Annotated in this window: 17 protein-coding genes; 2 read left to right on the top strand and 15 right to left on the bottom strand. The window is 73.1% G+C overall.

What is annotated here, in order from left to right; translation table 11 throughout:
* Nucleotides 1-262: hypothetical protein (locus ACCP09_RS32435; RefSeq protein ID WP_433752553.1), on the bottom strand; the 262-nt coding region annotated here is incomplete at its 3' end.
* Between the two features lie 10 nt (nt 263-272).
* Between ACCP09_RS32435 and ACCP09_RS32430 the strand changes: the two genes are divergently transcribed.
* Nucleotides 273-620, top strand: coding sequence for a CAP domain-containing protein (locus tag ACCP09_RS32430; RefSeq protein ID WP_433752551.1), 348 nt, complete (start codon nt 273-275; stop codon nt 618-620).
* Nucleotides 621-660: 40 nt separating this feature from the next.
* Here the strand turns inward: ACCP09_RS32430 and ACCP09_RS32425 are convergent, their stop codons facing one another.
* Entirely contained in the window at nt 661-1,281 is a 621-nt protein-coding gene (locus ACCP09_RS32425) for a TetR/AcrR family transcriptional regulator (protein ID WP_027928856.1), read from the bottom strand.
* 28 nt (nt 1,282-1,309) lie between these two features.
* The gene (locus ACCP09_RS32420; RefSeq protein ID WP_433752549.1) at nt 1,310-2,167 is read right to left on the bottom strand and encodes an oxidoreductase; all 858 of its coding nucleotides are present in this window, start codon (nt 2,165-2,167) and stop codon (nt 1,310-1,312) included.
* A 120-nt stretch (nt 2,168-2,287) separates the two neighbouring features.
* Between ACCP09_RS32420 and ACCP09_RS32415 the strand changes: the two genes are divergently transcribed.
* Nucleotides 2,288-2,803: a DUF305 domain-containing protein gene (locus tag ACCP09_RS32415; RefSeq protein ID WP_433752548.1), complete on the top strand. Its 516-nt coding sequence runs from the start codon at nt 2,288-2,290 to the stop codon at nt 2,801-2,803.
* Here ACCP09_RS32415 and ACCP09_RS32410 read toward each other — a convergent pair.
* The 12 genes from ACCP09_RS32410 to ACCP09_RS32355 form a co-directional block, all read right to left on the bottom strand.
* Nucleotides 2,781-3,746, bottom strand: coding sequence for a nucleoside hydrolase (locus tag ACCP09_RS32410; protein ID WP_123686034.1), 966 nt, complete (start codon nt 3,744-3,746; stop codon nt 2,781-2,783). The genes ACCP09_RS32415 and ACCP09_RS32410 overlap by 23 nt on opposite strands.
* A gap of 31 nt (nt 3,747-3,777) precedes the next feature.
* Nucleotides 3,778-4,200, bottom strand: coding sequence for an SRPBCC family protein (locus ACCP09_RS32405; protein WP_433752546.1), 423 nt, complete (start codon nt 4,198-4,200; stop codon nt 3,778-3,780).
* Between the two features lie 91 nt (nt 4,201-4,291).
* The gene (locus ACCP09_RS32400) at nt 4,292-5,317 is read right to left on the bottom strand and encodes an ester cyclase (protein ID WP_208722443.1); all 1,026 of its coding nucleotides are present in this window, start codon (nt 5,315-5,317) and stop codon (nt 4,292-4,294) included.
* Between the two features lie 89 nt (nt 5,318-5,406).
* Nucleotides 5,407-6,474, bottom strand: coding sequence for a hypothetical protein (locus ACCP09_RS32395; protein WP_433752544.1), 1,068 nt, complete (start codon nt 6,472-6,474; stop codon nt 5,407-5,409).
* Between the two features lie 3 nt (nt 6,475-6,477).
* Nucleotides 6,478-7,119: a hypothetical protein gene (locus ACCP09_RS32390; RefSeq protein WP_433752542.1), complete on the bottom strand. Its 642-nt coding sequence runs from the start codon at nt 7,117-7,119 to the stop codon at nt 6,478-6,480.
* Nucleotides 7,120-7,196: 77 nt separating this feature from the next.
* Nucleotides 7,197-7,823 carry a TIGR03085 family metal-binding protein gene (locus ACCP09_RS32385; RefSeq protein ID WP_433752540.1) on the bottom strand — a complete coding sequence of 209 codons (627 nt, stop codon included), beginning with the start codon at nt 7,821-7,823 and terminating at the stop codon, nt 7,197-7,199.
* 26 nt (nt 7,824-7,849) lie between these two features.
* Nucleotides 7,850-8,764 (bottom strand): Acg family FMN-binding oxidoreductase, encoded by a 915-nt coding sequence (locus tag ACCP09_RS32380; RefSeq protein ID WP_433752538.1) that lies wholly within the window; start codon nt 8,762-8,764, stop codon nt 7,850-7,852.
* Entirely contained in the window at nt 8,761-9,708 is a 948-nt protein-coding gene (locus ACCP09_RS32375; RefSeq protein WP_378364345.1) for an Acg family FMN-binding oxidoreductase, read from the bottom strand. The genes ACCP09_RS32380 and ACCP09_RS32375 overlap by 4 nt, the downstream gene beginning before the upstream one ends.
* A 320-nt stretch (nt 9,709-10,028) precedes the next feature.
* Nucleotides 10,029-10,625, bottom strand: a complete 597-nt coding sequence (locus tag ACCP09_RS32370; protein WP_378332409.1) for a ClpP family protease — start codon at nt 10,623-10,625, stop codon at nt 10,029-10,031.
* 89 nt (nt 10,626-10,714) lie between these two features.
* A complete protein-coding gene (locus ACCP09_RS32365) occupies nt 10,715-11,380 on the bottom strand; it encodes a response regulator (RefSeq protein WP_027928844.1) in 666 nt (221 codons plus the stop codon).
* The gene (locus tag ACCP09_RS32360; protein WP_123686027.1) at nt 11,368-12,543 is read right to left on the bottom strand and encodes a GAF domain-containing sensor histidine kinase; all 1,176 of its coding nucleotides are present in this window, start codon (nt 12,541-12,543) and stop codon (nt 11,368-11,370) included. The genes ACCP09_RS32365 and ACCP09_RS32360 overlap by 13 nt, the downstream gene beginning before the upstream one ends.
* Before the next feature lie 15 nt (nt 12,544-12,558).
* The gene (locus tag ACCP09_RS32355; protein WP_433752534.1) at nt 12,559-13,629 is read right to left on the bottom strand and encodes an amidohydrolase family protein; all 1,071 of its coding nucleotides are present in this window, start codon (nt 13,627-13,629) and stop codon (nt 12,559-12,561) included.
* Nucleotides 13,630-13,631: the final 2 nt, after the last annotated feature.

The raw sequence follows: 13,631 nt of genomic DNA, 5'->3' as shown, positions 1-13,631 counted from the left end.
CGGCCGGCGGGCTGCTGACCGTCCGCGGCCTGCGGGACGAGCCGGCGCCCGTGGCCGCCGTGCAGTCCGTCCCGAGCACGCCGCCGGTCACCACCGCGTCCGCCCCGACGACGACCCCGCCGGCCACAACGACCACCACCCCTCCCCCGCCCCCGAGCAGCACCACGACCACCCCGCCCCCGCCGCCGAAGCCGACCAGCACGACGACGAAACGCACCACGACCACCACGAAGAGCACCCCGCGCGCCGACACGTCCCTCACTGGCCAGGTCCTGACACTGGTCAACGCCGAACGCGCCGCCGCCGGGTGCGGCCCCCTGGGCGCCGACTCCCGCCTCGCCACCGCCGCCCAGAAGCACAGCGACGACATGTCCGGGCGCGGCTACTTCTCCCACACCACACCGGAAGGCCGCACCTTCGCCGACCGCATCAAGGCCGCCGGCTACCCCAGCCCCGGCGCGGAGAACATCGCGAAGGGCTCGACGACCGCCGAGCAGACCATGAAGATGTGGATGAACTCCGACGGCCACCGGCGCAACATCCTCAACTGCTCCTACACCAAACTCGGCGTGGGCGTGGCGAGGTCCGGCTGGTACTGGACGCAGGACTTCGGCTTCTGAGCGTCCCGGCGCTGCGACAGCAGGCCTCCGCCCAAGCGGGTCAGGGCTCGATCCCGGCGGCTCGCAGCCACACGACCTGACAAGTCTCGGCTGCCTGGTCGAGCGCCTCGCGGGACACCGCTGAGGCGTGGTAGAAACTCCGCTCGATCATCCAGCACAACGCGCGCGCGACGGCCGGTGCGCCGTCCGGCCCGTCGTGGTCCGCGGCGCCGGCACGGATCAGGATCGCGGTGATGGCGTCGATGAAGATCTCCGCGGTCTCCGTCCACAGCGCACCGATCTCGGGGATGGTCGAGGCCTGGTCGATCGCGACGCGCATGATCAGGCCGTGCTCACGCCAGCGGTCGCGGGTGCGCCTCATGGCCGTCTCGATCGCGTCCCGCGGAGGTGCGGGATCGTCGGCCGCGGCGCGGGACTTCTCCCGAAGCGCCTCGACGGTCCTGGCGAAGAGCGCGACCAGCGCCTCCTGCTTGGAGCTGAAGTAGAAGTACATCGACGCCCGGGAAAGCCCCGCGCGTTCGGCGATGTCGTTGATCGTCAGCGCATCGAAGCTCTTCACCGCCAGCAGATCCTCGAGGACCTCGAGGATCTTCAGCTCCCGCAGGTCACCTTTGGACGGCGCGCCGGCCCGCCGCCGCCCCGCCTTGACCGGATCAGGCATCGCCCGCCCCTCCCCTTTCCGTCGACGGTCAATTCGCCGCGATCTGGTGGCCGTCCGGGAAGTCCGTGGACCGCGACAGCTCCTCCCACGCTTCGATGTCCGCGGCCACCGCAGCCCGCCCACTCGCCACGAGACGCAACGCATCCGAACCGAGCAGCAGATGCACCGGAGGCTTGTCCGCCTCGACCACCTTGAGCACGGCCTCGGCGGCCTTGGCGGGATCGCCGAGCTGGTTGCCGCTGGCCGCCTGCCGGGCCGCGCGGATCGGATCGAACAGCTCGTCGTAGTCCGCGATCGACCGCTCGCTGCGCACCATCGAGCGGCCCGCCCAGTCGGTGCGGAACGAGCCGGGCTCGAGGATGGTCACCCGCACACCGAGTCCCGCGACCTCCTTGGCCAGGGTCTCCAGCATGCCCACCACCGCGTACTTGCTGCTGCAGTAGTACGCCAGCCCGGGGACGGTCATCAGCCCGCCCATCGAGCTGACCGCGAAGATGTGTCCCGAGCGCCGCTTGCGCATCCCCGGCAGGACCGCGTGGACAGTGGCCGCCACACCGAACACGTTCGTGTCGAACTGCGCGCGCAGCTCCGCCATCGACGACTCCTCGAACACCCCCTCGTGGCCGTAGCCGGCGTTCGCGATCAGCACATCGATCGGCCCGACGCTGCGCTCGACCTCGCCGACCACGTCGAACACCGCTTGGTCGTCGGTCACGTCGAGCCGGCGCGCGTGGGCGAGCCCGGGCGCGAGGGCTTCGAACTTCTCCAGGTCTTCGGCTTTGCGCACCGTGCCGACAACGGTGTGACCGGCCGCCAGCGCGCCCTGCGCGAACGCGCGACCCAGGCCACTGCTCGCGCCGGTGATCAGGAAGGTTCGCTTCGTCATACCCGAAACTCTACACCACGTAGAAAGAAATCGACGATGTGTTGACGATCCACGCGTTGAACCGCCCGTGCGGACCCGACGTATCCCCCGTCGCCGGACGAACCCGACGACGGAGGACTGATGCGTCTACTGATCGTGCTGCTCGGACTCGTGCTCGCCGCGTGCGGGACCGGTCCCGCGAGCCCCGGCGGCAACGACGCGGACATCCGCTTCGCGCAGAAGATGGTGCCCCACCACGAGCAGTCGGTGCGGCTGGCCGGGCTCGCCGAGCAGCGGGCGGAGTCGGAGTTCGTCCGCGCCACCGCGCACGCGATCGCCGAGGAGGAGACCGCCGAGATCGCGCGCATGAACGGCTGGCTGCGCGACTGGAACGCAGGCCACGGCGGCGGCCACTCCGGGCACACGATGCCGGGAACGCTGCCGGAAACCACTTTCACCGCCCTGGAGGACAGCTACGGCGCCGAGTTCGACCGCGCCTGGCTCACCACGATGGCGCAGCACCTCGGCGCCGGCGTGGCGATGGCGCAGGCCGTGCTGTCCACCGGCCACCACGCGGAAACCCGCGCGCTGGCCGAGGAAATCGTGCGTGAACAGCAGGCGCTGATCGGCGAGATCAACGCGCGGCTGGCCCGCTGAACGTGTCCAGCAGCAACTCGGTCAGCACCTCCGCCCGCGCCGCGAACGCCACGCTGGCGTTCGGTTCGCCGGTCGCGTTAGGACGGAGGTCCATCACGGTGCGGCCGACGGTCAGTGCGCCGGTCGTCTCGACCTCCACGCGCACCGGTCGGGTCGTGATCACCTCGGGCCGCACCAGGTAGGCCACGCACACCGCGTCGTGCACGGGAGCGGAATCGGGTGCGTGCACGCCGTGGCCCGCGGAGTAGGCGTCGATGCGGCGGGTGATCAGGTCGGCGGCCGCGCGGCCGGCGGCGGTGCCCAGCCCGGCGAGTTTCGCGCAGTCGGCGCGGGTGACGAGCGCCTGGTGCGTGGCGTCGAGCGGGACGAGCGTCAGGCGCGGGAACCCGGCCGAGAACACCATCGCGGCGGCCTCCGGGTCGGTCCAGATGTTGAACTCGGCCGACGGGGTCACGTTGCCGTAGGCGTGCGCACCGCCCATGATCACGATCTCGTCGAGGGCGTCCCGGACGCCCGGGTCGGCGGCGAGCACCGTGGCGATGTTGCTCAGCGGCCCCACCGGCACCAGCGTCACCGGCTCGGTGGTGTCGCGCAGGGTGTGCAGCAGGAACTCCACGGCGGACTCGTCCCGCGCGGCGGTCACCGGCGCGGGCAGCGGCAGCGCCGAGCCGTGCATGTCCCGCTCCGAGTCGCGTTCGAAGTGCATCTGCCCCGGGAAGCCGCGGCGCGCGATCGGGTGCGCGAGGCCGGGGTGCACGGGGATGTCCGGCCGCCCGATCGCGTCCAGCACGCGCAGTGTGTTGGCGGTGGTGGCGGACAGCGGCACGTTGCCGTTGACCGTGGTCACCGCGGCCAGGTCGAGATCGGGGTGCAGGGCGCCCAGCATGATCGCGACCGCGTCGTCGGTGCCGGTGTCGACGTCGAGGATCACCTTGCGTGTCACGCGGGCAGCGTCCCACAACGGGAGGTCGTCATCATCCCGATTCCGCGGCGCGCCGCAGCCCGTCGGCCTCCATGGTCACGAACCGGCGGATCCGCGCGCCGAACAGGAGCCCGGCGAGCGGGGCGAGCGGACCGCGCTGCTCGACGCCGAGGACCGCCGTCACCGCGCCGTCACCGTCGGCGGTCAGCCGGTGCCAGCCGATCGACGTGACGCCGCGGGCCTGGGCCTGCCAGGTGAAGCTCCGCCGGTCGGTCAGCTCGGTGACCCGCCACACGAGCGGCGCCAGCCCCGGCTGTTTCACCACCGCTTCGCTGCCCACTCGCAGCCGGCCTGGGGTCCGCAGCCGGACCGAGGACATCGACGCCGTCCAGGACGGCCACTTCGCCACGTCGGTCAGGACGGCCCAGACGGTGTCCAGCGCGGCGTCGATCCGCCTGGTGACCTCGAACTGCATGGCCGGACCGTAGCGGACCCGGCCGCGACCGGGTACCGCCGGACGCGGATCTCCCGCTGTGGCAGGGAAACCCGCGTCCGGCGGCCGAGGATCAGGCGTCGATCTTCCCGAGTTGCGTCAGCATTTCCAGCTGGTCGAAGTAGAGGTGGCTGTCGGTCATCTTGCCCGCCTGCACGCGGTGCACCTCGCAGAACGGGATGTCCACCGTCCGCTGCGTCGCGGCGATCTCGCCGGCCGGGGTGACCAGCGGGCCGGTGTGGGTGCCCTGGAAGCGGCCTTCGAGCACGCCACCGTTGTCGTCGCCGTAGATGGCCACCACGGTGATCCGGTTGTCCGGGAACGCGTCGTGCCACGTCGACCACTCCGCGTCCAGCGCCTCCCGCCCGGCGAGCCGGAAACCGCCGGGGCCGCGGGTTTCGAAGGCCGACTGGTCGGTCATCGCCTGCCAGCCCTCGCGGTCGCCGGCGTTCCACAGGTCGGTCCAGCGCTGGGTGAGGCTGTTGGTGCCGCCCTCGCGGACGGTGGTGAACAGCAGCCGGTACTCGCCCACCGACCGCACCTGCGCGTGGACCCGCGCGAGCGTGTCGGCGCGCAGCCGGGCCACCCCGGCGCGGCTGGCGGCCAGGTGCTCGGCCGTCTCGTAGGCCGCGATCACCTGGCAGCGGCCCTCTTCGCGGTCGACCAGCATCTGGGCGCTGCACAGCCCCTCCATCTTCAGCAGGCCCGGCAGCGCGGTCTCGCGGAACGCCTGGACCGCGGCGCCGACCTCGCCGGGCGGGCAGTCGATGGTGGTCACCCGGATCCCCGCGCCGGGACCCGGCCTGCTGCGGCGCGCGAACACCGCGACCTCGAAGTGGTCCACGGTGATCATGCCGTCGGCCAGTTCGGCGGCCTCCTTGCGGGAGGCCTCCACGGCGTGCTCGGACAACGTCATCGATTCCGCGGAGTCCCAGTAGGACCCGACGACGGTGATGCCGAGGGTGCTGTCGGTCAGGACGGCCAGCCCGCGGTTGCCGGCCTGCGCCTCCACGAAGGGGCGCACGGTGGTTTCCAGGTAGTGCGTGACCTCGTCGATCCGGGCGGGGTCGCCGATGAGCGTGTTCATCCTTGCGTACACGGAACCCTCCCTGGGAAGTGCTGATGGTGCCCGGAACCTTCCAGGGTCGTCCTCGGCCGTGGCGGTGGCTAGGGCCGAAAGACCGGGGCTCAGGCCGGCTGGCTGCCCTCACCGGCTGCCGGCGGGGTCGGTGCCGGCGCATCCTCCGCGTCCCCGGGATCGGCCCGGTAGGCGTCCAGCGCGTCCAGGCCCGGCCGGAACCCGGAGCTGACGAGCTCACCCAGCACCCGCCACATGGCGCGTTCCTCGTCGAGCGTCCTGGGAAGCGTGAGCGCGAGTGCGGTGGCCAGGGGTTGCCTGCCGAGGTTGACCATCGCCCGGACCGCGCCTGCCCATTCATCGGTGGCCACGACGGCCAGGCGGTACCAGATCACCGTCAGCGGCAGCAGACCGGCCATGGTGGCCACCACCAGCCAAGGACGTGCGGCGCCCATGGCGAGGTCGATGGCGGCGGCCCCGGCGACGACCAGGTGGCCGTAGAGCAGGCAGATGAAGAAGTCGACGCTCATCCGGGCCTCGTCGGTCTGCTTGCGCACCGGTTCGGGGACGGCGGCGTTGAGTTCGAACCACAGCACCTGCGAATCGAGCCGGTACCGGTCGTACCCGTACTCCTCGAAACGCCGGATCGCGTTGCCGAGCCGGGTCGGCGCGACCTGCCCGTCGTCCAGCGGGTACCGGTGCAACCGCTCGTCCAGCACCGCGAACCAGACCGGGCCCTTGCGGAGATCCCGCGCGAGGTGGCGGCTGATGACCGGGTGGGCCCGGAAGGCCTTCAGTGCGGCCCGCTCGTCGTCGGTCAGGTGGCCCGCTCGTTCCCGCCCGGCCAGTGACGCGGCATCGAGGCGGTTGCGCAGCAGGTGCTTGCGGGCCAGGTGCCGCCTGCGGCGAACCCGGGCAAGCCAGTTGGGCCAGCCGAGGTAGCCTTCGAGGACGCGGTAGAGCGGGGTTTGCAGGGCGGCCAGGACCAGGCCGAGCACCGCGCTGGCGACCAGACCGAAGATCACGGACCGGGCCGCCTGGGCTCCGAGCGCGTCGAACCTGCTCAGTCCCGGCACCACGGCGAACCCGAGGATCAGTACGTTGATCAGGCTGGGCAGGACCCAGCCGACCAGCAACGCGCGCCCGCCGCCCAGGGCACTCTGGAATATCCCGGTCACTGACTACCCACGTCGCCGCCGCGACGCGAAGGCGCGGCGGAACCACGGCTCGCGCACATCGTCGTAGGGCCCGGGGACGCCCGTCTCCGGTGACGCCGCGGCAGCGGATTGCGCCACGACCTCCTGGGCCAACGGCAGGGCGCGCTCGTACAACCCGTCCAAGAGCGCCTGCCGCCGCTGTTCGGCGGGATCTTCGTAGAACCGCGGGCCGGCCGAAGGGCGCGCGCCGATCCGCCCCTCCGGCAGGGCACGGGGCGCGGGCGGAGGCTCGTCGAGCGTCGCGACGGTGACGTCGAGCTGCTCCTTGGACACGGCGAGCAGCACCTCGACTCCCGTGCTGGTGTGCGTGGTGAAGGACGCGTTCGCGACCCGGCGGCCCTCGAGGAACGCCGCCAACGCGACTCGCGGGTAGTAGGGGGCGATGCGCGGATGGGCGTCGGCGCCGCGGAGCACCATTTCCGCCCACGCGGGCATCACGGGTGCCACACTGGCGTCGAGCTCGTCCACCACCGCCTTCAGCGCGGCCCGTGCGCCTTCCGGCTCTGCGGCGTCCGGCTTCGTTCTCGTCCCCTCGCGGCGCAGTTGATCCAGAGCCCGGCCGAGGGCTTCGTGCACGGTGCGGACCACTCGCTCAGCCTCGGTCACGCGCTCACCGTACTCGACTTGCTACTGACGGTCCGCGAAATCGCGAAATTGGCGACCGGCGGGGGCGCCTCCGCTGTTCAGATCCCGCGGCCGGCTTCCGTGAGCTTGGCGACGGCGGTGGAGTCGCCTTCGAATTCGACGCGCACGGCGTCCCGGCCGAAGACGAACAGCAGGAGTTCCACCGGGTCGCCGAGGACGGTGACCTGCTCGGCGCCGCCGCGCACGGTGGCTTCGCGGCCGTCGGTGGTGCGCAGGGTGACGCCGACCGGCACGCGTCGGAGGTTGACCTTCGCCGCGCCGCGGGCGGCGCGCCAGGCGGCCGCGTCGCGTGCGGGGTCGGCGGGGCGCGGTTCCCAGCCCGGCCGTCCGCGGCGCACGTCCTCGTGGTGGACGAGGAACTCGGCGGTGTTGGTGAGCTCGTCGAGCCTGCCGATCGAGGTGGGCCAGTACCAGGCGGGGCCGCGGCGCACCCGCTCGACCAGCCGGGACCACGGCTGCGCGGCGATGCCGTCCTGCACGCGCCGGGTGTGCCCGGCCAGCGGCGGCAGGAGGATGCCCAGCGCGGCGTCGGGACGGCTCTCCCGCACGACGAGGTGCGCGGCGAGGTCGCGGGTCAGCCACCCCTCGCACAGGGTGGGCGCGTCCGGCCCGGTCTCGTCCAGCAGGCGGCTCAACTGACGTCGTTCCTCGGCGGCGACACCCATGACGCCACCCTACCCGCCGGTAACGCTCACCTGCGTGCGGAACGAGCAGCCGGCGGCGCCGCGGTGACCGGGTAGCCGAAGCGCAGCAGCGCCTGCGGCCGGCCCGGCAGGGCGAGGCGCTCGATCAGCTCGCCGCGCACCTCGTGCAGGTGCAGCGGCTGGGTCAGCACCGATCCGGCGAGGCCGTGGGTGATCGCGGCCAGCCAGGTCTCCTGCAGCGCGGTGCCGGCGAGCACGTGGTCGCGGCGGGTGTCGCCGTCGGTGAGAACGACGAGCATCGACTCGGCGGCGATCCGTTCGGCCAGCGTGACCGGGTCGGGCAGGCGGGTGTCGGCGCGGACCAGGCCGGACCAGGGCAGCGTGGTCGCCGCCGCGGGCACCTGGCGGAACTGCGCGGTCCACGCCGTCAGCTCGCGCTGGTAGGCCCAGTCGTCCCGGAGCACGAGTCCCGCGTGGCCGAGCAGTTCGGCCAGCGCGCCGGACTCGGTGCGTGGTTCGACCAGCCGCGCCCCGGCGCCGGGCGCGACCGCCGCGTGCGCCAGTTCCCGCAGCACCGGCGCCGGGACCGGGTGCAGGGCGAACGGGGCGCGGTAGCTGCTGCGCCGGTAGATCGCCGAGTACCGGCCCAGTTCGGACGGGCTGGGCTCGCCGCGGGCGGACGTGCGGACCTCGGCGACGACGTCGGGGCGGGGCAGGAGCGTGACCTGCGGGCGTCTGCCGAGCACCGAGAGCGCGAGCCGCAGGTTCACCAGCGCGGCCCCGCAGGACATCAGCCGGTCGCGGCCCTCCGGGTCGTGCCGGGGCAGCTCGACCTCGGTCCGTTCCCGGAGTTCGATCACGTCGTCGCCGGGCACGAGGGCCCACGGCTGCGAGTTGTGCACCGACGGCGCCTGCGCGACGGCCCTGGCCAGCACGCCCAGCTCGGCCGCCGTCCAGGTCACGACGGGGCTTCCGCGAGGTGCTGCGTCACCTGGTCCACCGAGCGGCGCCGGGTGGCCGGCGCGCTGAAGCCGTAGCCGAAGCGCAGCACGGCCTGCGGATGGGTGGGCCGCCCGAGCAGGCGGCGCAGGCCGGCCCGCGTCGCCGGGACCTCGACCGCCTGGGACAGGAACGACACGCTCACCCCGGCGGTGGTTGCGGTGAGCAGCACGCGTTGCAGCGCCTGGCCGGTGCGCACCTGCGCCAGCGGCACGTCGGTGTAGGAGGACAGCACGGCGAGCAGCGGGGTGCGCTCGTAGGGCCGCTCGCCGCCGCCCCCGCCGAAGCGGCGCAGCGCGAGCTGGGTGCCGGGTTCGGCGCGCGGACCGCCGGCCACCAGCGGCACGCCGTCGTCGCGGGCGCCCTCGGTGACGGTCCAGCGGGCCAGTTCGTCCTGGAACCGCGGGTCGGCGCGCTGGGTCCGCTCCGCGCGGCGCAGCAGCATGGCGAGTTCACCGGTGAGGCCCGGCTCGCGCACCAGGGTGAGTTCGGCGCCTTCGGCGATCGCGGCCCGCACCAGCGCCTCCCGCACGTGCGGGGGCACGGTGCGTTCGGTGAAGGGGCGCCGGTTGCTGCGGCGGTAGGCGACCGCCCTGGCCAGCGCCTGGTCTTCGGCGCCGGGTGCCCGCGGGCCGCCGACACGCACCGTGGCCAGCCGCACCGGATCGGAGTGGAGCTCCACGACGGGCGTCCGCCCGGCGGCCCGGATCGCGACGCGCAGGTTGAGGATCGCGGCGCCGCAGGACAGCCGCGCCTCGCGGCCGTCGGGGTCGGCTGCCTGGAGAACGCGGTCGCCGTCGAGGAGGACGTCGATCCGGTCGCCGGCGACCTCGAACCGCCAGGGCTGGGAGTTGTGCGGCGACGGCGCACGCACCGCCGCTTCGAGGGCGGAGCGGATCACGGACATGTGGTTCTCCCGGGACGGGCTGGAGTGCTTGCCCGCTCCACTGTTCCCGGACGCGGCCGCGCGGGGCAGAGCACAAGGGGCCCGACGGCGGGGACTTCGGTCCCTCAACGGCCGCGGCCGGGCCGAGCCGCGCTGCGGGCACCGGCCGGCACCGCCCGCGCGGTCCCGGCACCGCCCGGCACGTTCCCAACCGCCGCCCGCGCCGCGCCCGCACGTTGCGGGTTGGTGCCCGCGTGTTCGCGGGCCAATGCCCGCACCGTCCCAGCCGCCACCCGCACCCGGCCGGTGCCTGCGCGGTGCCGGGTGGCGGCTCGCGCGGCCTACGCGCTGACCGCCTCCTCGTCCGCGCCCACGATGTGGTCCACGAACCCGTAGGCGAGCGCCTCCTCGGCGTCGAACCAGCGGTCGCGGTCGGCGTCGGCCACGATGCGCTCCACCGGCTGGCCGGTCTGGCGCGCCGTGATCTCCGCGAGGCGGCGCTTCATGCGGCCGAAAACCTCCGCCTGGATCGCGATGTCGGTGGCCGCGCCGCCGATGCCCGCCGACGGCTGGTGCATCACCACGCGGGTGTTCGGTAGCAGATAGCGCTTTCCGGGCGTGCCCGAGGACAGCAGGAACTGGCCCATCGACGCCACGAAACCCAGGCCCCACGTGGAGACGTCGGGCTGGATCAAGCGCATCGTGTCGTAGATCGCCATGCCCGCGGTCACCGACCCGCCCGGCGAGTTGATGTAGAAGGTGATGTCCTTGCGTGGATCCTCGGCCGCCAGCAGCAACAGCTGCGCGGTGATCCGGTTGGCGACCGCGTCGGTCACCTCCGAACCGAGGAACACGATGCGGTCGCGCAACAACTGCTCGAACACCGAATCGTCCAAAGAGGCCGACGCGTTGGCCGACGGAAGAATTCGCAGGGTCATGCCCCGAACGTAGGCGGTACAACCACTTCCGGACAGGCGTGTTCGCCCTGAGCGTGGCGAGTTCGCCACGAGCGATCAACCCGCGTCGATCAACCCGCGTCGATCAGCCCCTCGCGGATGGCGAACAACGCGGCCTGCGTCCGCGACGGCAACTGCAGCTTGGTCAGCACGTGGCTCACGTGCGTGCGCGCCGTCCGTTCGCTGATGGACAGCTTCGTCGCGATCTGCCGGTTGGACAGACCCTTCGCGACCAGCGCCAGGATCGTCCGCTCGCGGGCGGTGAGCGCCGCCAGCCCCATCGGCGGCGACACCAGCTGCCGCGTCAACCGGGCCGCCACGGCCGGGTCCAGGTGCACCTCGCCGCGCGCCGCGGACCGGATCGCGGCCGCGACCTCGTCCGGGTCGGCGTCCTTGAGCAGGTACCCGGCCGCCCCGGCCTGCAGCGCCACGTGCACCCGCTCGGTCTCGCCGAAGCTGGTCAGCACCACCACCCGCACGCCCGGGTACTTCGCCGCGATCGCCTTGAGCGCGGTGATGCCGTCCACCTTGGGCATCAGCACGTCCATCAGCACGACCTGCGGCAGCTCGCCCTGCGCGGCCAGCCGCGCGAGTTCCGCCAGCGCCCGTTCGCCGTCGGCGGCTTCGGCGACCACCTCGATGCCCTCGGCGCTTTCCAGGTAGGCCGCGATGCCGCGCCGCACCACGGCGTGGTCGTCGACCACCAGCACCCCGATCACGCCGGTCACCGCGGGCATGGCATCCGCACCCTGACCCGGCACCCGGCGGCGGTGTTGCCGATCTCCATCGTTCCCCTCCAGCGCTGGGCTCGTTCCCGCATGGACACCACGCCGAGCCCGCCCGCGGGCGGCCCGGTCAGCCCGATCCCGTCGTCGCAGATCTCGACCACCAGTTCCCCGCCCGCCCTGGACACGCTGACCACCGCGGTGGTCGCCTGGGCGTGCTTGACGACGTTGTGCAGGCCCTCCTGCACGATGCGGAACACGTCCTCGGCCTGCTCGGCGGGCAGTTCCGGCTGCTCGCCCGACCAGAACCGGATCTTCACGCCGGAGGACGCCTGCACCGACTCGGCCAGCGTCCGCACCGCCTCGCCGAGCCCGCGCCCGGCCAGTTCCAGCGGGTGCAGCTGCAGCACCAGGCCGCGCAGGTCGGCCAGGGCCTGCTGGGCCAGGTCGAGCAGTTCGTCGGCGATGTCGCGCACCTTGCCGTCGCCGGCGTGCGCGCGCAGCGCCTTGGCCTGCATGCGCATCGAGAACACCTGCTGCACCACCGAGTCGTGCAGCTCGCGCGCCAGCCGGGCCCGCTCCTCCAGCCGCGCCTCCTGGCGGGAGCGGGCCAGCAGGTCGGCCGAGTCGACGGCCATCGCGGCCTGGTCGGCCATGGCCTCCAGGAACTCCAGCATCTCCCCCGCCGGGTCCTCGCCCGGCGAGTAGAACGCGTTGAGCACGCCGACCGCGCGGCCGCGCACCACGAGCGGGACCGCGGCGAAGGTGTCCCAATCGGGAGCGCCCATGATCGCGTGCAGCGGGCCCCACGCGGGATCGGCCAGCACCGCGGCCTTGCGGTGCGGCACGACGATCCGCTTCTGGGCCTGGAACGCTTCGACGAACATCAGCCGGGCGCCCAGCTTGCGGCACTCCTCCAGGCGTTCGGTGAAGTCGTCGGCGTCGGTGAACCCGGCCTTGCCGACGACCCGCATGGTGCCGCCCTCGACGCGCAGGATCTGCACGGCCGCGATGTGCGTGGCCTGCACCACCTCCCGCGCCACGACGTCGAGCGTCACGCTGAGCGAGGCCGCGTCGGCCACGCTTGAGGCGGCGCGGGCGATCGCGGCGAGCCGGCGTTGCCCGTCCCCGGCCGTCCGCGCACCGTGGTGGCAGGCGCTCGTCAGTTCGGTCAAGCTGGACCCCTTCGTTCAGCGGCCCCCAGTCTCACCAGCGCAAGCGCCCGCACGCAAGTGATCCGCGACAGATGTCCTACTCCGGACGGGCGGGTCGATGCCGAGCCACCGGAACGCGTTGCGCCACAACAGGTCCGCTTCCTGCTCGGCGGGGAGCCCGAGCAGGCGGGCGGTGCGGCCGGCCGGTTCCTCGCGCGGCATGGCCGGGAAGTCGGAGCCGATCAGCAGCCGGTCGGCGCCGAGCAGGTCCACCAGGTAACGCAGGGCGCGGACGTCGAACACCATCGAGTCGTAGTAGAACCGGCGGGCGTACTCCAGCGGCGACGGGCCGTCGTCGGGCATGATCGCCCGCTCCCGCACCGGGGGCTCCTCGTTCCAGGTGCCGCTCCAGAAGTACTGGGCCCGGGTCACCATCAGCGGGAAGCCGCCCGCGGCGTGGCTGAAGGAGATCCGCAGGCCGGGGCACTTGGCCGCGGTGCCGCCGCTGATCAGCGAGGCCGCCGCGAGCGCGCCCTCGATGCCGACCACGTAGGTGCCCATGGCCGACGCCGGCAGGCGGCCCATCGGGGCGGGCATGGCGTGCACGAACACCGGCAGGTCCAGCCGCTCGGCCTCGGCGAAGAACGGCAGGAACCGTTCGTCGCCGATCGAGGCGCCGAGCACGTTGGACGCGATCTCCACGCCACGCAGCCCGGCCTCGGCGATCGCGGTCAGCTCGGCGGCCGCGGTGTCCGGGTCCTGCATCGGCACCATCCCGAACCCGGCGAACCGCGCGGGGTCGGTGGCGCACAGCTGCGCGGTGAACTCGTTGACGTGCCGGGCGAGCGCGAGCCCGTCGGCGAGGGGCAGGTCGTAGCGCAGCAGCGGCGGCATCGGGGTGAGCACCTCGAAGTCCACCCCGGACGCGGCCATCTCCTCGATCCTGCGCTCGGCATCGAAGAACGCGTCCCGGGCGCGGAACCGCAGCGACCCGAACAGCAGCTCACGGGCGGTGTCGCCGTCGACGGGCGTCATGCGCGGGAAGCACTCCGGGGCGTCGGCCGGGTAGTCGCGGGGCAGCAGGTGGGCGTGGGCGTCGGCGAGCATCG

The organism is Amycolatopsis sp. 3B14, assembly GCF_050958625.1.
GTDB lineage: Bacteria > Actinomycetota > Actinomycetes > Mycobacteriales > Pseudonocardiaceae > Amycolatopsis_E > Amycolatopsis_E thermoflava.
The sequence above is the reverse complement of the archived record's forward strand: the minus strand, read 5'-3'. Positions and strand labels throughout refer to the sequence as shown.

Coding starts and splice junctions, on each gene's coding strand:
- ACCP09_RS32420 (WP_433752549.1), bottom strand. CDS start 2,167: ATGACGAAGCGAACCTTCCTGATCACCGGCGCGAGCAGTGGCCTGGGT.
- ACCP09_RS32375 (WP_378364345.1), bottom strand. CDS start 9,708: ATGTCCGTGATCCGCTCCGCCCTCGAAGCGGCGGTGCGTGCGCCGTCG.
- ACCP09_RS32385 (WP_433752540.1), bottom strand. CDS start 7,823: ATGGGTGTCGCCGCCGAGGAACGACGTCAGTTGAGCCGCCTGCTGGAC.
- ACCP09_RS32425 (WP_027928856.1), bottom strand. CDS start 1,281: ATGCCTGATCCGGTCAAGGCGGGGCGGCGGCGGGCCGGCGCGCCGTCC.
- ACCP09_RS32405 (WP_433752546.1), bottom strand. CDS start 4,200: ATGCAGTTCGAGGTCACCAGGCGGATCGACGCCGCGCTGGACACCGTC.
- ACCP09_RS32355 (WP_433752534.1), bottom strand. CDS start 13,629: ATGCTCGCCGACGCCCACGCCCACCTGCTGCCCCGCGACTACCCGGCC.
- ACCP09_RS32370 (WP_378332409.1), bottom strand. CDS start 10,625: ATGACCCTGCGAATTCTTCCGTCGGCCAACGCGTCGGCCTCTTTGGAC.
- ACCP09_RS32365 (WP_027928844.1), bottom strand. CDS start 11,380: ATGCCCGCGGTGACCGGCGTGATCGGGGTGCTGGTGGTCGACGACCAC.
- ACCP09_RS32415 (WP_433752548.1), top strand. CDS start 2,288: ATGCGTCTACTGATCGTGCTGCTCGGACTCGTGCTCGCCGCGTGCGGG.